We start from the raw sequence: 20,376 nt of genomic DNA, 5'->3' as shown, positions 1-20,376 counted from the left end.
TCATAATTATTGGCTTATGGATATGGCTTACCAAATAGTAGGCATACCGTGGCCGAAATGGTGTGCGCACGCTTTTCTGGAAGGGGTTATCTTGCTAAGGAAGGTTTCAGGGTGAAATCGATTGATTGCAGCCGTAAGCTCTAAAATACTCGTTAAGATATCAGGCGCGCACACGAATAAACTGTTAGCAGTCATATGAATCTAAGAGTTTCACTAAAAATCATAGCACTTATTGTTTTTATACCTATATTAGCGCTGACTTCTTTGGTCGCGCTAAATAAGTTTGAGTATAAAAGAATCAAGGAAATGTGTTTCTCTATCAAAATAGGAGATTCATATCCTGAAGCAATGGTAAAGATCTCAGAATACAATTTTGTTGATCCGGTTGAGTGGACAGGCGATATTCTAAAGCGGCTTGAGATAGAGGGTGGTCTTACACATATTGAGAGCTTGCTGGTCGACCGAACAATATCGTGTTCAATTGAGCACAAAGATAACGTGGTAGTTGATGTTTCTAGTGGTAGTCACTTTGGAGCTTGGCTTCGTGACGGAGCATGGTTCAGTGAGTAAGCTGCTAACAAGGCAATGGTTCGGAATTTTAAAAGCTCCGGCTTCGCCTCCACTTTTAAAATCCGCACATTGCGGCGTTAAACCTTGCATTTACGAACGCTGCCCGGCGTATTGCCCGTCCAGCGTTTGTAAGCGGCGTTAAACGCGCTGAGGTGCTGATAACCCAGGCGGTCAGCCACTTCTGCCAACGGCAAATCCGTTTGCTGGAGGTAATAATTCGCCCGCTGCTGGCGAGTGGTTTCGAGGATCTTCTGGTAACTGGTATCTTCCTGTTGCAAACGCCGCCTCAGCGTACGTTCACTGATATTAAAGAACTCGGCTACTGCCTGTTGATCCGGCTCTCCATCCGGTAAAGCAATCATCAGCCACTCCATAACTTTGGCCGCCAGTGTTTTTTGTTGCAGCGTTGCACTGAGTGATTGTGCTTCCCGCAACATCACCTGATGAATAAACGGATCGGATTGGTTGATGGTGAGTGACAATAAAGCGCGAGGAAAACGCACCATTGCCTGCGTTTGATTAAAACGCACATCAGCACCAAAGACGGTATGCCAAAGGGCGATATTACCGGGCTGGCGATGGGTAAAACACACGGTATTCAGTACGTGGTTATTGCCCGTCAGCATTCTCGCCAACGTGACCCAACTGGCCAAAAACAGATTTTCCAACAGATTCATCAGTTGTGGCGGTGGCCACTGATCCGCCTGAGCTGACATGGTCCAGCTCACCGTAACCTCGTCCTGTTCAGCCTGAATCCGGGTTCGTCCGCAGGTCATCACCAGTGCTTCATATTTAGGAATCAACGCCAATGCGTCGTTTAAACAACCGCTGTTAGCCGCGGCATACCCCAGGGCATTAAAACTGGAAACCGCCAACTGGCAGCCTAACTGCACTCCCAGGTTTTCATCGGCTTGTGGTTGCAGCAATAGCTGATTCAGAAACTCAAGAAAAGCAGACAGCGGCAGCCGCCCGGCCGGGTTATCACACAGGTTGTGCTCAATCCCGGCGGCATCCAGACAAACGTGTGGATTAATATCACTGTCGGTTAACGCTGCGACGATGCCCGCTAACAGCGAAGCCGACACGGTATCGGTGTCGGCTGAAGAGGGAAAATCAGCAAGATGACCTGATTGCATAAAAGGTTGGCCTGTAGGCGTTCATCGGGATGGCGACTCTGCCATTATTCTAACGCGTCAATAACATTTTTTAATATAACAATAAGAGTACATTTTATGATTGCTGAATCCGCCCAGCAGGCCCAAAGCATCCTGCGTGATCCCTCCACCTTTTCCTGGTACATCATCCCACTGCTGCTGATTGTGCTGTATACCTATTTTATGGAAGCCGACAAAGGTAACTGGAGCCGCGTTCTGGCGGGTCTGGCTTTCTGGGGGATGGATTGGTTTAACGAAATCTGGAATGGCCTGGTTTTTCATTTTTCTCAGTTTGCACCGGTCTGGTCTGCACCGGGTGGCAATACGGCTTATCTGATACTGGTTGGTTTAAATATCGAAATCAGCTTTATGTTTGCCATCACCGGGATTGCGGCAACACTGGCGATGCCACGCGATAAAAATCTGAAGATTTTGGGTATCAACAATCGCCTGTTATTTGCCATTGTGATGTCGTTTTTCTCCGTGTGTGTTGAAATCATGCTGAATAAAGCCGGTGCACTGATCTGGGAGTGGCCATTCTGGAATGCTGAGTTCCCTTACCTGATTTTCCTGTTTGGCTACATGCCGTTTTATCTGGTGTGTTATTGGGTATTCGATATGGAATCCCGCAAAAAACAAATCATCACGGTTGGCTCAATTCTGGGCTTTGATCTGGCGGCCCTGTTAACCCTGGGATCACTGGGCTGGATCTGAACCAACAAACCCGCTATAACGCCAACAGTGTTTCAGGGCCTGTTAACAGGCTTTAGTGTTATAGCGGGGACTTTATGCTTTCGATCAATCGCTTTTTTCCAATTCTGGCCATCGCCGTCAGTGTGTTGGCCTGGTATGAACCGCAGCCGTTAATCGCCTGGAAATCTGCCACTGTGCCGCTGTTGATGGTGATTATGTTTTGTATGGGCCTCACCTTACGTCCCGCCGACTTCCAGCGTGTGCTGAATAAACCCAAGCCGATTGCAACCGGTGTGATGTTGCAGTTTTTATTAATGCCATTAACCGCCTGGGCGCTGGCCCGTGTACTGGGTTTATCGGATGAATTAACCATTGGTCTGATTTTAGTGGGCGCCTGTGCCGGGGGAACCGCCTCCAATGTGATGACTTACCTGGCCGGTGGTGATGTGGCGTTATCGGTGAGCATGACACTGATGTCGACTTTATGGAGCGTGGTCTTAACGCCGTATTTGGTGTGGTTCTATTCCGGTGCGGAAATTAATGTTGATATTCAGGCGATGATTTTCAGCATTGCCAAAATTGTGATCACTCCGATCCTGCTGGGTTTATTAGCCAATCATTATATTCCGGAATTAGGAAAACGTCTGAATCAATATCTGCCTGACCTGGCCAGTGCTGTCATTCTGATTGTGGTGGCTATTATTGTGGCCCTCAACGCCGATGAAATTGCCACACTCGGTATGACTGCGGCACTGGCGGTGATGCTGCATAACCTCATCGGGCTGGCAGGCGGTTATTGGATTGCCCGCTGGAATGGCCACACTGAAGTCGAAGCACGCACCATCGCCATTGAAGTGGGTATGCAGAACTCAGGATTGGGGGTGGCGCTGGCGTTAAAATTTTATGGCCCGGTTGCCGCCTTGCCCGGTGCACTGTTCAGCATCTGGCACAATATCAGTGGCTCGGTACTGGCAGCATTCTGGAAATGGAAAATCCAACAAAACATCAAACAAATACACAAACAGAAAAGTGCTGCCGTAACGACTTACACCCCGGATTAAGGGGTGTGAGTAACAGTGGTTTAAGTACGAGGTGTGTAGGTAAACAGCAGAGCCTTTAATCCTTTGCCCGGTTGGGCTTCAACAAACACCTCCGGGTTATCGAGACGTTTTACAAACTGGCTATCCGGACAATGTTCTGCCATTTGAGCTTTAAGAAATTCGTCATCCAGATCCGGTGCATTAAGGCACATTAATAATTCAGCTCCCGGATTAGCCAGCTGTGGGATACGACGAATAATTTTCTGATAGTCGCGCTCAATATTGACGCTGCCCTTTTGAAAGGTTGGCGGATCACAAACAATCACATCGTATGGCCCGTGTTTTTTCAAACGGCCAAACGATTTAAAAATATCCACACCTTCAAAAATCACTCGATCTAAATCCTGACTATTTAGTCGATGATTTTCCCGCCCTTGTGATAACGAGGCTTTGCTCATATCAACGTTGACGATTTTTTTTGCGCCACCGGCGTGTGCCGCAACCGAAAACGCACAGGTATAAGCAAACAGGTTCAATACGGATTTGCCAGCACAGCATTCGCGCAACCAACGACGGCCATTCGCCATATCGAGAAAAATCCCGGTATTCTGTTGTTTGCCCAACGTCAGCCAATAATCAATACCCTGTTCCTGTAACGTCTGTTTTTCCAGCGCTTCACCGCGTAACCAGATAAATGGGCCATCCCGTAAATACCGTTGCTGCGCAACCACCTGGCGGGCCTGTGGTAACTGCTGCTGGATATGATTGGCCAGTTGCTCTAGCCAGGTCATATCAACGGAGCGGTACAAAGTGATTAGTACCAACGGCTCATACCAATCAATATTCACATGTTCGTAGCCGGGGTGCGCATGACCACGGCCATGAAACAGTCGTTGTGCATCATTATTTTGTGGCCAGCGAATCGCTTCGAGCACGGCAAAATCTCCCAATATTCAGATTGGCGCGATTTTCCGCTAATTTGCACTCAAAAGTAATAGGAATGAAACAAACACTCCTTTCAGCCCCCATCTACAAGCTTTAGTTAGGCCGAATACGACCGATTGCAAAAAATATGTGAAAAATAGTAGCGATAAATACCAATTGACACTTGGTAGGTCTGAGTAACTGAGCTACTATGGCACTGCTTAGGGAATGATCCCGGGCATGATTGGCGAGTGCTCCATATTTTGAAGGATATGCTAGATACTGGTCGATAGTAGGCAAGACTCAATGTTCGTCAGCTTCGTTCTGTCAGCAAGGTCGGCCAAATGAAACATGCAAGCCAGATATATGGCATAACCGTTAGGAAAGAAACATGGCAGAATTAGTTCAAGGCACCGTTAAGTGGTTCAACGATGAAAAAGGCTTCGGTTTTATCGAACAGGAAGCTGGTAAAGACGTATTTGTTCACTTCAGTGCTATCAACGGCAATGGCCGTCGTACTCTGGCTGAAGGCCAGAAAGTAACTATGGAAGTGACTCAGGGCCAGAAAGGTCCACAGGCTGAAAACGTAACGCCTGAATAAGACTTCCAGCCAGCAGCCTCTGCTGCTGGCTACCCCCTCCCAAACTAATCCCTCATTCTTTATCTTTTTTAATCTCTTCTCGTTAACGATCTCGTACACTCGTATTTTCCGGTAAAGCTGTTACTCTGGTAGCTATCTGTTGATTATTTGTGCAGCCAGCTCGGCCAACCCAGATTTGTACCGTTATGATTGATCAGAAAGAGATGTTTGACATTGCAAACCCTTGCCGTGGGATCTGTGAAGTCAACAATAAAGGATACTGCAAAGGCTGTTTGCGCAAACGCGAAGAGCGCTTTCACTGGAATGAATTCACCCCCTTCCAGAAACAATTGATTGTTAACCTGTGTGGGCGTCGTCGTGCCAAAGCCATTGCCGCTAAACAGCAGGCCGAATGGCAGGCCAAATATGGTATGGCAGAGCACGGTATTGAAGAACAGACTATCGATATTCCGCAGCTTGATATGTTTGTTGAAGCCGATTCTCAACAGGATATTCAGTCGGCAGAGCAAGATGTACAGCAAAAGCAGGAAGCACAGCAACAGCAGAATATAGAGCCCCCGAACGTAAAACCGCAGTCAGAGACTCCTACACCTCAAAATCAGCCTCAACTTCAACACCAACCTCAGCCGACTGATCAGTTCGATTTATTCTAACAAGCTACTGAAAATGCCGTTATGGCAACGCAAATAGTTTTTCAGCGGCAGTGAGTTCAACTGCTGTGAGTTCAACTACACTGCGCAATGGCGCTGGCCAATTTATTTTTCCACTTAAGCGTTGCTGAAGTCGCCTTGCTGGGCTTGTATTCAGCACCAATCCAGCCCTGATAACCTGACGTTTCAATCGTCCGGAATATTTCATCAAAATCCAGTAACCCGCTGCCGGGTTCATGGCGATCTGGTGTATCAGCAAATTGAATATGCCCGATCAAATCAGAGTGGCGGGTAATTGTCTGGCATACGTTCTCACCCATCAACGCCATATGATAAATATCGTATTGCGCCTTGATGCTCTCTCCCATCTCCAGCTCATGAATAATATCGAACATCATCGCGCTGGAGCTGATCAGAAACCCCGGCATATCACGGGTATTAATGGCTTCAAAGGTAGTGGTGATGCCAAATGGCGATAAGGCTTTGGCCGTGGTCATCAGGTTCTTTTTGAACGTATCCAGATAAAATACACGCTGATTTTCATCAGGACAGCGGCCAGGCAATACGTTCACGCAAGAAACGTTAAGGCCACGGGCATACGCTAAACATTCAACCAGGGCAGCAGCATATTCCGCCTCCTTACCAGGAACAGCTGCTAAACCGCGCCCTCCCTGCATCAGATCCCCGGCCGGAACATTGATTAACACGCACTGCTGGCCATTATCTAACAGCGCTTGCTGAATAGCAGAGATTGGCGTGTCGTAAGGAAACTGGATTTCAACCGCCAGAAAGCCATCTTCACGAGCCGCCTTAAAACGCTCGATGAAAGGACGCTCGGTGTACATCAGGGATAAGTTAGCGGTGAGTTTCAATCCTTTGTCTCCGTATACATCTGCACCAGTGTGCAGGGGTCTTTTTCCAGATTTCCCTGACTGCCATGTAGCCGCATCAGTTCCGCACCCAGGCCAGCCATTGGTACAGCGCTGCTAGTGGTTTTCGCCAATGCATTGGCCATATCGAGGTCTTTTAACAGCGTTTTAACATGCCACTTTACTTCGTCAAAGTCACCTGCTGCCATGCGAGGCCCGGTTAATTGCAGCGGAATAGAATCAGCAAAGCCGCCTTTTAAAGCCTGTGGTATTTGTGTGGCATCCACCCCTGCTTTATTGGCCATGGCCATCACTTCTGCCATCACCAGGACATTACAGCTAACCAGCATCTGATTACAGATTTTAGTCACCTGGCCTGAGCCAACATCCCCCATCCGGGTAACACGCTGGCTTAGTGGCTCTAACAGTGGACGAATCGCATCAATATCTTGCTCTGATCCACCGGCCATAATCGCTAAGGTGCCTTGTTCGGCCCCCGCGACACCGCCGGACACCGGCGCATCAATCCAGCGCAGTCCGCTTTGCTGCTGCAAACGGACTGCCATCTCACGAGTGCGCTGCGGATCAATACTGGAAAAATCGATCAGAACCTGTTGTGGATTGCCATGCTCAGCAACCCCACCTTGAGCAAATACAACCGCTTCAACCGCATCACTGTCGGTAACACACACCATCACCACATCGACACGATTCATCAAGTCTGCAATGGTGGCACAAACATCGGCACCGGCTTGTTGCAGTGGTGCTGTTTTTTCCGGATTACGATTCCACACAGCAACCGAAAAACCGGCCTCTAACAAGCGCCTGCTCATCGGAACGCCCATCAGCCCCATGCCAATAAATCCAATTGTTATGTCTGCCATCACCGGTAGTCCACTGCTTGATTATTTTCAAGCGGATCATAACAAATACTCATTAGTAACTGGCAAAAAATATAGTCCCAGATAAAAGCAAAGAGATTTTTTACCGCTTTTAAAATCCTGTCCTATGCTTATTAACAGACAAACCAAAGGAAGTAATTATTATGAACATGGCTACCATTTTTGCTGAATCTCAACAGCTGCCTCATATTCCGCGTGTTGTTCAGGAACTGATCGAAAGTTTCAAAGATGAAGATATTGATGCAGATAAAATCAGCGAAAAAGTTGCAATGGACCAGGCTCTCACAGCCAAAGTTTTACGCCTGGCAAACTCTGCTCATTATGGTGTTCCACGTACCGTTGCCAATACCAATGATGCCGTTATGTTATTGGGGTTCAGTACCTTGCGTACCATGGTATTAGCCTCTGGTGTAACAGGTGCGTTTAAAGCCCCGGAAGGGTTTGATCAGAATGCCTTCTGGAAACATGCCTTTGCAACAGCAGCGTTATCGAAATGGATTGCCACATACATTCCGGGATGTGATAAAGAAACCGCCTTCACCTGTGGCATGCTGCATTCGGTTGGCAGCTTGCTGATGCGTATGGTTATTCCACAGGAAGTTGCCAGCATCGATGAAGCCGCCGCCATGGGTGGTAAACGTTTTGAACTGGAAAACGGGCAATTAGGCTTCAACTACGCTGAAGTGGGTGCCGAGTTAGCCAAACGCTGGAAATTCCCGGAAGAGATGCAACTGGCAATCGCTGGGCAGAATGGACCGGATGCGGGGGCTGAATATTCACCGTATGCAGGCGTTCTTTATATCGCCAAATATCTGAAAAAAGCACACGATGAAGACTGGTCTGAAGAGCAAATTGTCGAGCAATTCCCTAAAGCAGTTGCTGACACGATTGGTATGGATTCGGGTAAAGCCTATGCCGAAGTTTCAGAAACATCCGACCTGACATCAGGACTGGATAGCTTGCTGGATTAAGCAAAATCAGCTCCAGCATTAAGCATAAAAAAGGCGCTGAAATCAGCGCCTTTTTTATTTGATGTCATTTAAAGAAAAATTACATCTGAGATTGCAGGTAGTTCTGCAAGCCAATTTTATCAATCAGACCTAACTGCTGTTCCAGCCAGTGTGTGTGATCGTTTTCGGTATCATCCAGTAATACCTGCAACATATCACGGGTCTGGAAGTCACGAACCTGCTCACACAGAGCCATCACTTCGCGCAAATCTTCTACCACTTTGTATTCCAGGTTCAGGTCACTCTGCAGCATAGCCGGAACATCTTTACCAATGTTCAGCGGTGCACGCGTTACCATATCTGGCGTGCCACCCAAAAACAGAATACGCTCAATCAGTTTTGAAGCATGACCTTTCTCATCTTCAAATTCATGATCAATACGTTCAAATAATTTACTCAGACCCCAATCTTCATACATACGGGAATGAATAAAATACTGATCCATTGCACTGAGCTCACCAGCCAGCAGATCATTCAGCTTATCAATTACCTGTTGATTACCACGCATAAAATCTACTCCTGTTACCCTTACATCATGGATTGTAAATAGTTTTCAATACCAACCTGGCTGATCAGCTGTTGCTGAGTTTCTAACCAGTCCAGATATTCTTCTTCGTACTCTTCAATGCTCAGCAATAAATCGCGAGTCACATAATCTTTCACAGACTCACAATAAACCACGGCCTCTTTGAGCACGACCAGTTGTTCTTCAATCTGATCCAAATCGCACTGCAGCATTTCTTCAGTGGTTTCACCAATACGCAGCCGATTAAGACGTTGCAAATTAGGAAGACCTTCCAGAAATAAGATACGTTCAATTAACTTATCAGCCTGTTTCATGTCTTTAATCGACTTTTTGTAGGCTTTTTCATCCAGAGCATTCAGGCCCCAGTTTTTGAACATACGTGCATGCAGGAAATACTGATTAATTGACGTCAATTCAATGCTCAGTATCTGATTAAGATACTCATTTACTTTCGCATCACCTTTCATCAATTGTCCTCCCGTTTATTAGTTACAAGCCTAGTTTATAAAGGCTTTTTTCAATGCGCAAGCTTATTGAGAAGACAATAAATTGAATACAAAAAAGGGGCATTCTCATTTACAAAACAAAGACAAAACGGGCTAATAATGAGAACGAATGATATTAATGATGACAATCGTCAAATAAAAATATCTCCCGAATATAATTGAGAAATATTTTTATTATAAGTTGTATAAAATATCGCTATTAAGCTACGGCTTTATACCAACTTCAAATGAGCCATCGGAGTCAAACCGAACAACTTGCTGACGCTTTTTACCCAATAAGAATACAGCATCATCATAAAACAAAAAATTCTTCCAGTATTTCTGAAACATCAGCCAGGTTGTTTGAATCACGTTGTGCATGTCGTAGCAAAAATACACCACGGTATTGTTATCCCAGGCACAATGCTCCTGAATCAACTCCGGCAACTGATTGTCATCCGATTCCCAGAGTATTTGCCACTGCCCTTTATCGAGCCAGACGCCATTATGTGACGGCCAGTCGTCACCGAGAAAATGACTGGCATGCGTCGCCTCTTTACTCAGATACTGACGCCAGAGCTGCTGAGCAGACTGTGTACTCAACGGTAAAATAGCTTCCAGGTCATCACTCGCAACCGGCATTTCACGATGGCGGAATATCCAGCCTTGTTTGTATTGATCTAATGGAACGTAATTCATATCACCCTCTTTAAAGTGAAAGAGTAACATTGCTCAGGCTTGTTCACACCCTGAGATCACGCTTTATGAGTGGATTACAAAAACCAGCGGTCAAAAGGCAACGCAGCGATTCTTACCCAGGGATTTAGCACGATAAAGCGCCGTATCGGCTTCCTGCACCAGTTGCTTAATGCTGTGACTATCGGCTGTTAAAACGGCCAGACCAATACTGACGGTGACCGATATTGCTTGATCCGATTGATATAATACCTGCTTAGATAGCTGATCACGTAACTCTTCACACAACAGCAAAGCATCCTGGCGCTGGGTATGTGGCATCACCAATAAGAATTCTTCACCACCCCAGCGCATCAGAATATCCGTACCCCGCAAACGCTGTGAAAAGCAGTTTGCAGCCATTTTCAGCACTTTATCACCCGTCTGATGGCCGTATTGATCATTAATAGCTTTAAAATAATCGAGATCTAACAGCGCCACGGATAATCCGGTTACATGACGTTTTGCCAATCGCACTTGTTGTTCAAACGCAGAATAACCGGCACGACGGTTCATCAAACCGGTGAGCTCATCAACCGTCGCCAGATCCCTTAATCGATCTTCAAGGCGTTTTTGCTGATCAATATTACGCAACATCCCCACAACACGCAGTGGGTTTCCTTGCGAATCTTTTTGGCAGACCTGGCCGCTATCACTCATCCACAAATAATCACCATTGCGATTGGCTAAACGGTAAGTAGCTTCATAACGCTCGGACTTTCCTTGCAAATGGTCATCCAATAACTGCAGTACCTGTTCACAGTCATCGGGATGCACATTATCTTTCCAGGTCTCAAATACCGGTGGCATCTCATAAGGGCCATAACCCAGCATACGTTTCATTCCCGGGCTGAAAAACACTTCACCGGTTTCAGCATTCCAGTCCCACATGCCATCCATCGCTTCATTTAACGCAAAGGCCAGCAAAGGCTCACGATTTCTCAGGTCTTCTTCCATCGCCTGACGGCTGGTCATATCCCGGGCTGTTGATAACAGATATTCCTTGCCTTCCCAACAAACCAACTGACTCATGACTTCAACGGGAAACTCACTGCCATCTTTGCGGACGTGCCTTCCCCAAAATATAAAAGGAGGTTCAGTCCTTACTGCCTCGATAATTTTGTGCCAATGCTCAATATTAAAAACATCGCGCTGCAGCCCTAACACACCTAACTCACACACTTCTTCAGGTGTCATTTGCAGGCGATCTGCACCATTACGATTAACATGAAGAATAGAAGCGTCATGGATATCAACAAGATACACCGCATCGACTAAATCATCATATGCACGAAAATGTGTTGCGGCGACCCGATCGAATTCATTTGTCATTTAAACAACCTGAAATTGTGCTCAGTCAGTGGCATCGCTGGCCACCCAAACTGAGGCTAACTTATGGTTATAAGCATAGACCAAAGATAAGCTAACCTCTTGTTTTAACAGAAGTCTATCGATATTACGGACAATCACTTATCAACAAACGTAAAAAAAGCCACTATTGAGACCAATAGTGGCTTTCGATCATGACAAATACGCTATCAAATATGAGATAGCGATTGTGTTTTAGTCTTTAAATGTATTCTTTGCGATAAAGGCCTGTACTTCTTTTAAGTTAGCCGGTAACACATCAACACGCTCTTCACGCTCCATCAAATCGGTCAGGTGATGCGGCAGTGCTGGTACATCAAAACCTGCACGCTTCACCGCTTCTTCGAATTTCACCGGATGTGCAGTACCCAAGGTAATCATCGGAATACGGGCATTACGACGACACTCACGAGCGGCTTTCACACCAATGGCCGTGTGTGGATCCAACAGATAGCCGGTTTCTTCGTACACGTCTTTCATCGTGTCGATGGTGGTATCTTCGTCGACTGCGTAGCTGTCGAACACTTCACGCGCTTTCGCCAGCTTCTTTTCATCCAGTGACACAATATCTTCTTTAGCGTTCATACGTGCCATCAGATCGGCCAGCGCAGCGCCATCCTGATCATACAGATCGAACAACAGACGCTCGAAGTTACTGGAGACAGCAATATCCATAGACGGCGTAATGGTGTGCTTCAGTGGGCGAACTTCGTACTGGTTTTTGCTCATAAAGCGATGCAGTACGTCGTTGCTGTTGGTGGCCACAATCAGCTGTTCGATTGGCAGGCCCATTTTCTTCGCCATGTAACCGGCAAAAATATCACCGAAGTTACCGGTTGGTACCGAGTACGCCATCGGGCGAACCGGGCCACCCAGATTCAGAGCAGAATAGAAGTAATAAACGATCTGGGCCATGATGCGCGCCCAGTTAATGCTGTTTACCGCCACTAACTTACGCTCACCGCGCAGAAACTGCTGATCACCAAAGCTGGCTTTCACCATATCCTGTGCCTGGTCGAAGTTACCTTCCATAGCGATGTTATGGATGTTATCGCCTTTAACCGTGGTCATCTGACGACGCTGTACTTCAGAGACTTTACCGTGCGGGTGCAGGATAAAGATGTCGACGTTACGACAGGCTTTGGTGCCTTCAATCGCAGCGGAGCCCGTATCACCAGAGGTAGCGCCCATGATCACGACTTTTTCGTGACGACGTTCCAGCACATAGTCCAGCAGACGACCCAGCAGTTGCAGAGCGAAATCTTTAAACGCCAGTGTTGGGCCCTGGAACAGTTCCAGCACGTATTCGTTGTGATCGATCTGTTGCAGCGGTGCTACTGCCTTATGACCAAAACCTGAGTACACCTCTTCCAGCATGGTTTTGAGTGCATCAGAATCCACGCAGCCTTCAACGAATGGGTACACAACTTTGTGCGCCAGCTCGGTGTAGGAAAGATCCTGCCAAGAAGCGATTTCTTCTTGAGAGAAGGTCGGTACTTCTTTTGGCACGTACAGGCCGCCATCAGCCGCCAGGCCAGTTAACAGCACTTCTTCAAAGGTCAGTTCCGGGGCATTACCGCGGGTGGATATGTACTTCATCATGGTCATCAGGCCAGTAATTTAGTCAGTCATTGGAAAATTGGGGCGTATTCTACATGGACGGCGGCTATAAAGCATCCACCAGCTCAGGTCGATAATCATCTGTTGAGATCGCTTTGCCCAGGGTTTCGAGGCGCTGATCAAATTCCTCAATCTGAGTATTCAGATCATCCAGCGTCAGGGTGTTATCTTCCAGCTGATATAAATGCTTAGAACCATGCAAACTGAAGTAACGCACAATCAGAGCCCGGCTCAGCAACTCGCTATCGTCATCGGCGGTTAACCCCGCTTCCAGCTTTTTACTGGCGCGATAAATACGATTCAGCTCTTGCTTCAGCTTCCAGACATAACGGATTTCCATCATGTAGGTTTTTTCTTTCACAATATTAAAGCCAATCGCCGCCACAATAACGGCGGTAATCACTCCGGCCAGATTGTAAATAAAGTTGGATTCATCCCCTGCGCCAAACAGACTGATGTACAGGCTGGAGGAGCCAATTCCCACTACAAACAGGCCAGCCACCAGCACCGCCTGAAAGCGGTTAAGCCGTTGTTTATACAAAGTTTTGTCAATCTGCTTCAGTTCCACGGGAATTTCCTGTTCAGTTCTACTCTAATCTAAGGGCCTGTTAACACTATTTCGATCACGCTGTTATGCTCTGAAAATTTTTCAATCAAGGCGCGAAGAGTGATGTTTAACGAGTTAAATGAATGATGAGCAACACAGAGTGAAGAATTTTCAGCCATAACCCACAGGGCTGGCGTCAGTTTTTCCTTGAGTTGTGTTATTCGTTACTTATTTAACTCGTTAAACGACGCTCCTCATGCCTTGCCCATGAAAAAACTGACTGCCAGCAGCAAAGATCTAAATAGTGTTAACAGGCCCTAGTTTACCACTGACAAGTGTTGTGGATATGGTAATCTGCTGTCTCAGGTAAACGTTTAAATAACAAGCACACGTTTTATTGTGCCTAAAAAATAACCGGCAAACCCGGAATCATACTCATGACATTGGCCAGACGACTTTCAGCATTGATGCTGTACGCCACCAGCTTACTGGTATTAGCGGCATGCTCGGATTCTTCCATTTGGAATAACCCCCACCCTGAGAACCCGGATAACGAGGTGATTCTGTACTCCAGTTTTTCAGAACGTCCCAAACACCTCGATCCGGCACGTTCTTACAGCTCAGACGAATCCATGTTTATCGATCAGATTTATGAGCCACCACTGCAATATCATTATCTGAAGCGCCCGTATGAGTTAATTCCACTAACACTGACACAAATGCCAAGCATCACTTATTTGGATGCGGATCAGCAGGTGTTGCCGGTAGATTCTGAGAACCCGGCTTTTAGTGTGTATACCTTTGATATTCAACCAGGGATTTTATATCAGCCCCACCCGGCCTTTGCCCGTGATGACAATAATCAACCGGTTTATAACTTCACCTCAGAAGAGGACACCGCTGCCTTCTCATCGCTGAAAGATTTCACTCAGACCGGTACTCAGGAATTGATTGCCGACGATTATATTTATCAGATTAATCGCCTGGCGGACCCAAAACGACTGGCTCCCCTGCGTGGTTTATTAAGCCAGTATATTGTTGGCATGAGCGATGCCACCGCCGCCATTACTCAAGCCCGCAAAACCTTCAAAGAACAAAATAAGCCAGACAATAGCTGGCTGGATTTACGCCAGTTCACAATGGCCGGTGTTAAGAAAATTAACGATCATCGCTTCAGCATCACCTTAAAAGGCAAATACCCACAGTTTAAATACTGGCTGGCGTTCCACTTTTTTGCACCGGTGCCCTGGCAGGTTGATCGTTTTTATCATCAGCCCGGATTACCGCAAAAAAATATCACACTGGACTGGCACCCGGTGGGCACTGGCGCCTTTATGATGACGGAGAACAACCCTAACTCTGAAATTATTCTGGCGAAAAACCCGAACTACCGGGGTGAATTGTATCCCTCCGAAGGCGAACCCGGTGATGCAGAAAAAGGCTTGCTCGACGATGCTGGCAAAACCATGCCTTTTATTGATAAAGCCATCTTTCGTTTAGAAAAAGAAGCCATCCCGGTGTGGACCAAGTTTTTGCAAGGCTATTACGACCGCTCTGGCATCAGCAGCGACAGTTTTGATCAGGCTGTACAGGTTGGCGGTGCCGGCATTGCGTTATCGGATGATATGAAAGCCAAAGGCATTACCCTGAATAAAGCGGTACAACCGGCCACTTATTATCTTGGTTTTAATATGCTTGACCCGGTTGTCGGTGGCTACAGTGAAAGCCAACAAAAACTGCGTCAGGCCATTGCCATCGCCTATCAGGAAGAAGAATACATTGGTATTTTTCTTAACGGCCGTGGCGAACCGGCCATGAGCCCGATTCCTCCCGGTATTTTTGGTTATCAATCCGGGCCGGACGGAATTAACAAGCAAGTATATGACTGGGGAGCTGATAGCTCTGCCGTACGCAAACCCATTGAGGTGGCGAAACAGTTATTGGCCGAAGCTGGCTACCCGGATGGCCGCCATGCTCAAACCGGCGAACCTCTGGTGCTGAATTTAGACACCACAGGTTCCAGTGACCAGGCACGTATGACCTGGATTCAGAAACAATTTAAAAAACTGAATCTGCAACTCAATATCCGCTCCACCGATTACAATCGGTTTAAAGACAAAATGGAAAATGGCAATGCTCAAATGTATTTCTGGGGCTGGCTGGCGGATTACCCGGATCCGGAAAATTTCCTGTTTTTATTGTATGGCCCCAATGCTCAGATTGATTCTAAATCCGGGGTCAATTCCGCTAACTATAAAAACCCGGAATACGATGCCTTATTTGAAGAAATGCAATTGATGGAAGACTCCCCGCAGCGTTTAGCCGTGATTGAAAAAATGAAAGCCATCCTGCGTCAGGATACGCCGTGGGCCAGCGGCTTCCATGTTCACTCCTATGCCCTGAGTAATGCCTGGGTTAAAAACACCAAGCCCCACGGCATTTCTAAACTCACCTTTAAATATCGCCGTATTGATACTGAACTGCGGGCGCAAAAACAACAGGAATGGAACCAGCCCGTGTTATGGCCGCTGTGGACGTTACTGATCATTATTGTTGCATTGGCGATTCCGGGGTATCGCGGTTTTAAACGCCGTCAGACGCGTACCATTGAGCAAGTTCAAAACCGAGCGGAGAACTAATTCATGCTGAACTATATTATTCGCCGCCTGTTGTATGCACTGCCCATTCTGTTGGGTGTGAATATCATCACTTTTGCGCTGTTTTTTGTGGTGAACACCCCGGATCAGATGGCCCGGGTTCACTTGGGTGATAAACACGTCACCGAAGAAGCCATCCAAAACTGGAAAGAACAACGGGGTTATCACAAACCTCTGTTTATTAATTCCGACAGCGACAGTCCACTGACCGACACCATCTTTTTTGATAAATCCATCCGGCTGTTGGCGTTTGATTTTGGCAAATCGGACGAAGGCCGATCCATTGGTGCCGATATTCAGGAGCGTATGTGGCCATCGCTGGCGGTGCAGCTTCCAACCTTTATTATTGGGGTATCGCTGAATATTCTGCTGGCACTGATTATTGTCATGTTCCGTGCCACCGCATTTGATATTGCTGCGGTGACGCTCTGCGTCGTGATGCTATCGATTTCGGGCGTGTTTTATATTATCGGCGGCCAATATTTGTTCGCTAAAATCTGGAGCCTGGTGCCGATCTCGGGGTATTTACCCGGCCCGGATGGCCTGAAGTTTTTAATTCTGCCAATTATTATTGGTGTGATTGGCGGTATTGGTGCCGGTACGCGGTTATACCGCACGGTATTTTTAGAAGAAGCCACCCGCGATTATATTCGCACCGCACGTGCCAAAGGGGTGTCGGAATTTAATGTGCTGCTTAAGCATTTGTTGCCTAACGGTATGATTCCGATTCTGACCAGTGTAGTGGTGGTGATTCCATCGCTGTTTATTGGCAGCCTGCTGATGGAGTCCTTCTTTGGCATTCCCGGTTTAGGCAGCTACACCCTGGATGCCATTCAGGCGCAGGACTTTGCAATTGTGCGCTCCATGGTGTTTTTAGGTTCAGTGCTGTACATCATTGGCCTGTTATTAACCGATATGTCCTACACCTTTGTTGACCCAAGAGTGCGTCTGTCATGATTAAGCCGGTACTCCTGTGGAGTGATGTTCTTATTTTCTTATTGGTGGCAGCACTGTCGTTATTTGTGTTGCAACTGCGTAATAACCCGCAGGCGAAAAAGCGCTGGGCGACGGTATTTCACTCAAAGGTGGGGCTATCCAGTTTTATTGTAATCCTGTTTTATGTCTCCATCGCCCTGCTCGATTCATTGCATTTCCGCGAAGCTCTGCCAGCGGTCGATACAGAAGCAGGTAATGAAACAGCAATAGCAGAACAAGTGGTCGCTTACGATAATCAGGTTAAATCCGTACTGGATTTAGTGCTGGCTGATGTGGAGAAAAATCACGAAAAAACCTACTCCGCTCCTTTTGCGATTTATTCCTTTTCCAAAGAGAACATCACCCTCAACGATGGCAGCGTAATTCGTGATTATCCGCGTTTACAACAAGCTGGCAGCCACCTGCAGGATGAAGATGAATTATTAGCCGATATTATCGCCCGCAGTGCTGATGCCATTGCCATGGGTCTACTGATTGCGGTGGTGATTATTGGCCTGCACTGGTTAGTCACCCGTAATAAGCCCTCTCAGGTTCCCTGGAAAGCCGCTTACTGGACCATTGCGCTTATTTGTATTGTTACCAGCTGGCTGCTGGAACTCGGCAGTGTCTATCATATTTTTGGCACCGACAAAGTAGGTCAGGATGTGTTGGTACAAAGTGTCAAAGCCGTTCGTACTGGTGTGTTAATTGGCACACTGGCAACCCTGCTGACCTTGCCAATCGCCATTATTCTCGGCATCAGCGCTGGTTATTTTAAAGGCTGGGTTGATGACGTGGTGCAATACACCTATATCACCCTGAGTTCTATTCCCGGTATTTTATTGATTGCTGCGTCTGTGCTGTTAATTGATGTGTATATCGAAACCCATGCCGATGAATTTAATCTGACGGCTATCCGTGCTGATTTTAAATTCCTCGCCTTGTGCGCCATTTTAGGTTTAACCAGCTGGACTGGCTTATGCCGTTTATTACGTGCCGAAACCTTAAAGATTTCGCAGCTGGATTATGTACAGGCAGCCCACGCTTTTGGTGTGTCCCACTCTCGTGTGATTGGCAAACATATTCTGCCGAATGTGACTCATATAATTTTAATTGCGCTGGTGCTGGACTTCAGTGGTTTCGTATTGGCTGAAGCCGTGTTGTCGTATATTGGAGTGGGCGTTGATGCCAGCATGAGCAGCTGGGGCAATATGATTAATGCTGCCCGTTCTGAATTATCCCGTGACCCGGTGGTTTGGTGGTCAGTATCATCGGCGTTTGTGTTTATGTTCAGCCTGGTTCTGGCAGCTAATTTATTCTCGGATCAAGTGCGTAACGCCTTTGATCCACGCTTAGCCAGCAGCACTTCAGAGCCCGCTCATGCCGATCAGGGAGATAAATAATCATGGCTGTATTAACCGTTGAAAATTTATCCATCTCTCTGGAAAGCCAACCTGAAAGAAAGCTGGTTGATAACATCAGCTTTACCATTCAGCAGGGAGAGATCTTTGCGTTAGTGGGCGAATCCGGCTCTGGCAAATCACTGACGTCACTGGCGATTATGCGTTTGTTAGACGATGCGCTAACCATCAGTGGTGGTCGTATTTTATTACGGGATGACAATCTATTTTCTCATACCGAATTACATATGAACCGCATTCGCGGGCGTAAGATTGCAATGATTTTTCAGGAGCCACAAAGCTCGTTAAATCCGGTACAAACCATCGCTCAACAATTACGTGAAGTGGTTGAACTGCATCAGGCCGTGGCAAGCACGGATATTCAGGCCCACTTAATTGAGCTACTGCACGAAGTGGGGATTCCTGAGCCGGAGAAACGGCTGAACTGGTATCCACATCAGTTATCCGGCGGCCAAAAGCAACGTGTGATGATTGCTATGGCGCTGGCGTGTGAACCCGAATTATTAATTGCTGATGAGCCCACTACTGCGCTGGACGTGACGATTCAGAAGCAGGTGCTGGAACTCCTTAACAGTCTGCGTAAAAAGCGCAATTTAAGTGTACTGCTGATTACTCATGATATGGGTGTGGTATATGAAATGGCCGACCGGGTGGCAGTGATGCAACACGGTGTGATTCTGGAACAGACTGACAGTCAGTCGTTTTTCTCTGATCCACAACATGAATACAGCCGCCGGTTAATTCATTCCTTGCCAAAACAAAATGATTTTTTGACAAACGAAGAGACCTCGGCAGAATTATTAAAGATCGACAATTTAAAAGTCTGGTTTCCGCAGAAAAAAGGTCTGCTGCAACGAACCGTTGGCCACACCAAAGCGGTAAATGATATCAGCTTGTCGATTAACGCTGGGGAAACTCTGGCCTTAGTAGGCGAGTCTGGTTGCGGTAAAACCACCACGGGCAAAGCCATTCTGCGTTTAAATCCGATTTATGGCGGCGAGTTATATTTCCGCGGCCAGCGCATTGATCAGCTGTCTCATAAACACTTTATGCCACTGCGGAAAGACATTCAGGTGATCTTTCAGGACCCCTTCTCATCAATGAATCCACGCATGAGTATTCGTGAAATTATTGAAGAAGGCATGGTGTCATTAGGGGTTGAGAATAACGCTCAGGTTCGCGAACAAACCATGCGCGAGCTGCTGGTAAAAGTGGGCATGCTGCCAGAACATCTGGATCGTTATCCACATGAATTTTCCGGCGGCCAGCGCCAGCGTATTGCCATTGCCCGGGCACTGGCGGTTAACCCGAAACTGATTATTTGTGACGAACCAACCTCAGCATTGGACGTATCTATTCGTGGTCAGGTGTTAGAACTGTTGCGCGAATTACAACAGGAGTTAGGGGTTTCTTATCTGTTTATTACCCACGACTTATCGATTATTCCGCACCTGGCTCATAAGGTTGCGGTAATGAAAGGTGGGCAAATTGTTGAGCAAGGGGAAACCGAGCAGGTGATGCGAGCTCCGCAGCATGAGTACACCAAAGAGCTGCTGGCGGCAGCGCCGCGAGTTGGTTAGCTTTTCAGCGCATTAAAAACGGCCTATCCAGGCCGTTTTTCATTAAGGC

General features: G+C 47.0%; 20 protein-coding genes. 10 read left to right on the top strand and 10 right to left on the bottom strand.

The features are described 5' to 3' along the window. Nucleotides 1-195 precede the first annotated feature (195 nt). Nucleotides 196-570 (top strand): hypothetical protein, encoded by a 375-nt coding sequence (locus KFF03_RS05055; protein ID WP_255859365.1) that lies wholly within the window; start codon nt 196-198, stop codon nt 568-570. Between the two features lie 77 nt (nt 571-647). On the opposite strand, the gene KFF03_RS05050 is transcribed toward KFF03_RS05055, so the two are convergent. Beyond that, a complete protein-coding gene (locus KFF03_RS05050) occupies nt 648-1,706 on the bottom strand; it encodes an AraC family transcriptional regulator (RefSeq protein ID WP_255859363.1) in 1,059 nt (352 codons plus the stop codon). Between the two features lie 96 nt (nt 1,707-1,802). On the opposite strand from KFF03_RS05050, the gene KFF03_RS05045 reads away from it, so the two are divergent. Both KFF03_RS05045 and KFF03_RS05040 read left to right on the top strand, forming a co-directional pair. After that, nucleotides 1,803-2,438 (top strand): hypothetical protein, encoded by a 636-nt coding sequence (locus KFF03_RS05045; protein WP_255859361.1) that lies wholly within the window; start codon nt 1,803-1,805, stop codon nt 2,436-2,438. 74 nt (nt 2,439-2,512) lie between these two features. Next, a complete protein-coding gene (locus KFF03_RS05040) occupies nt 2,513-3,478 on the top strand; it encodes a bile acid:sodium symporter family protein (protein ID WP_255859359.1) in 966 nt (321 codons plus the stop codon). A gap of 20 nt (nt 3,479-3,498) precedes the next feature. On the opposite strand, the gene KFF03_RS05035 is transcribed toward KFF03_RS05040, so the two are convergent. Next, complete coding sequence (locus KFF03_RS05035) at nt 3,499-4,392, bottom strand: class I SAM-dependent methyltransferase (RefSeq protein WP_255859357.1); 894 nt, start codon at nt 4,390-4,392, stop codon at nt 3,499-3,501. Between the two features lie 380 nt (nt 4,393-4,772). Between KFF03_RS05035 and KFF03_RS05030 the strand changes: the two genes are divergently transcribed. Beyond that, entirely contained in the window at nt 4,773-4,982 is a 210-nt protein-coding gene (locus tag KFF03_RS05030; protein ID WP_255859355.1) for a cold-shock protein, read from the top strand. A 185-nt stretch (nt 4,983-5,167) separates the two neighbouring features. Then, nucleotides 5,168-5,635 carry a DUF1289 domain-containing protein gene (locus tag KFF03_RS05025; protein ID WP_370647452.1) on the top strand — a complete coding sequence of 156 codons (468 nt, stop codon included), beginning with the start codon at nt 5,168-5,170 and terminating at the stop codon, nt 5,633-5,635. Between the two features lie 71 nt (nt 5,636-5,706). On the opposite strand, the gene KFF03_RS05020 is transcribed toward KFF03_RS05025, so the two are convergent. Together KFF03_RS05020 and KFF03_RS05015 are read right to left on the bottom strand one after the other, a co-directional pair. After that, nucleotides 5,707-6,504 carry a hydroxypyruvate isomerase family protein gene (locus KFF03_RS05020; protein ID WP_255859351.1) on the bottom strand — a complete coding sequence of 266 codons (798 nt, stop codon included), beginning with the start codon at nt 6,502-6,504 and terminating at the stop codon, nt 5,707-5,709. Further along, nucleotides 6,501-7,385, bottom strand: coding sequence for an NAD(P)-dependent oxidoreductase (locus KFF03_RS05015; RefSeq protein ID WP_255859349.1), 885 nt, complete (start codon nt 7,383-7,385; stop codon nt 6,501-6,503). The genes KFF03_RS05020 and KFF03_RS05015 overlap by 4 nt, the downstream gene beginning before the upstream one ends. Before the next feature lie 161 nt (nt 7,386-7,546). Here KFF03_RS05015 and KFF03_RS05010 point away from each other — a divergent pair, with 161 nt between their 5' ends. Further along, the gene (locus tag KFF03_RS05010; protein ID WP_255859347.1) at nt 7,547-8,374 is read left to right on the top strand and encodes an HDOD domain-containing protein; all 828 of its coding nucleotides are present in this window, start codon (nt 7,547-7,549) and stop codon (nt 8,372-8,374) included. A gap of 79 nt (nt 8,375-8,453) precedes the next feature. Here KFF03_RS05010 and bfr (KFF03_RS05005) read toward each other — a convergent pair whose 3' ends face one another. From bfr (KFF03_RS05005) to KFF03_RS04980, 6 genes are all read right to left on the bottom strand, one after another. After that, complete coding sequence (bfr, locus tag KFF03_RS05005) at nt 8,454-8,921, bottom strand: bacterioferritin (protein ID WP_255859345.1); 468 nt, start codon at nt 8,919-8,921, stop codon at nt 8,454-8,456. A gap of 20 nt (nt 8,922-8,941) precedes the next feature. After that, entirely contained in the window at nt 8,942-9,406 is a 465-nt protein-coding gene (gene bfr, locus KFF03_RS05000; protein WP_255859343.1) for a bacterioferritin, read from the bottom strand. Nucleotides 9,407-9,649: 243 nt separating this feature from the next. After that, the gene (locus tag KFF03_RS04995; RefSeq protein WP_255859341.1) at nt 9,650-10,123 is read right to left on the bottom strand and encodes a DUF2947 domain-containing protein; all 474 of its coding nucleotides are present in this window, start codon (nt 10,121-10,123) and stop codon (nt 9,650-9,652) included. A 90-nt stretch (nt 10,124-10,213) separates the two neighbouring features. Continuing rightward, nucleotides 10,214-11,491: a sensor domain-containing diguanylate cyclase gene (locus tag KFF03_RS04990; RefSeq protein WP_255859339.1), complete on the bottom strand. Its 1,278-nt coding sequence runs from the start codon at nt 11,489-11,491 to the stop codon at nt 10,214-10,216. A gap of 231 nt (nt 11,492-11,722) precedes the next feature. After that, nucleotides 11,723-13,126, bottom strand: a complete 1,404-nt coding sequence (thrC, locus tag KFF03_RS04985; protein ID WP_255860842.1) for a threonine synthase — start codon at nt 13,124-13,126, stop codon at nt 11,723-11,725. Nucleotides 13,127-13,193: 67 nt separating this feature from the next. Beyond that, entirely contained in the window at nt 13,194-13,715 is a 522-nt protein-coding gene (locus KFF03_RS04980; protein WP_255859337.1) for a DUF3087 family protein, read from the bottom strand. A gap of 416 nt (nt 13,716-14,131) precedes the next feature. Between KFF03_RS04980 and KFF03_RS04975 the strand changes: the two genes are divergently transcribed. From KFF03_RS04975 to KFF03_RS04960, 4 genes are read left to right on the top strand one after another with little or no spacing between them, the layout of a single operon-like run. Further along, nucleotides 14,132-16,333 (top strand): ABC transporter substrate-binding protein, encoded by a 2,202-nt coding sequence (locus tag KFF03_RS04975; RefSeq protein ID WP_255859335.1) that lies wholly within the window; start codon nt 14,132-14,134, stop codon nt 16,331-16,333. A 3-nt stretch (nt 16,334-16,336) separates the two neighbouring features. After that, a complete protein-coding gene (locus KFF03_RS04970) occupies nt 16,337-17,308 on the top strand; it encodes an ABC transporter permease (protein WP_255859333.1) in 972 nt (323 codons plus the stop codon). Continuing rightward, nucleotides 17,305-18,729 (top strand): ABC transporter permease, encoded by a 1,425-nt coding sequence (locus KFF03_RS04965; protein ID WP_255859332.1) that lies wholly within the window; start codon nt 17,305-17,307, stop codon nt 18,727-18,729. The genes KFF03_RS04970 and KFF03_RS04965 overlap by 4 nt, the downstream gene beginning before the upstream one ends. Before the next feature lie 2 nt (nt 18,730-18,731). After that, on the top strand, nt 18,732-20,327 hold the full coding sequence (locus tag KFF03_RS04960) for an ABC transporter ATP-binding protein (protein WP_255859330.1): 1,596 nt from the start codon (nt 18,732-18,734) through the stop codon (nt 20,325-20,327). Nucleotides 20,328-20,376: the final 49 nt, after the last annotated feature.

Origin of the sequence: Bacterioplanoides sp. SCSIO 12839, assembly GCF_024397975.1 — a bacterium.
Taxonomy (GTDB): domain Bacteria; phylum Pseudomonadota; class Gammaproteobacteria; order Pseudomonadales; family Oceanobacteraceae; genus Bacterioplanoides.
This window is presented reverse-complemented; position numbering and strand designations above follow the sequence as displayed.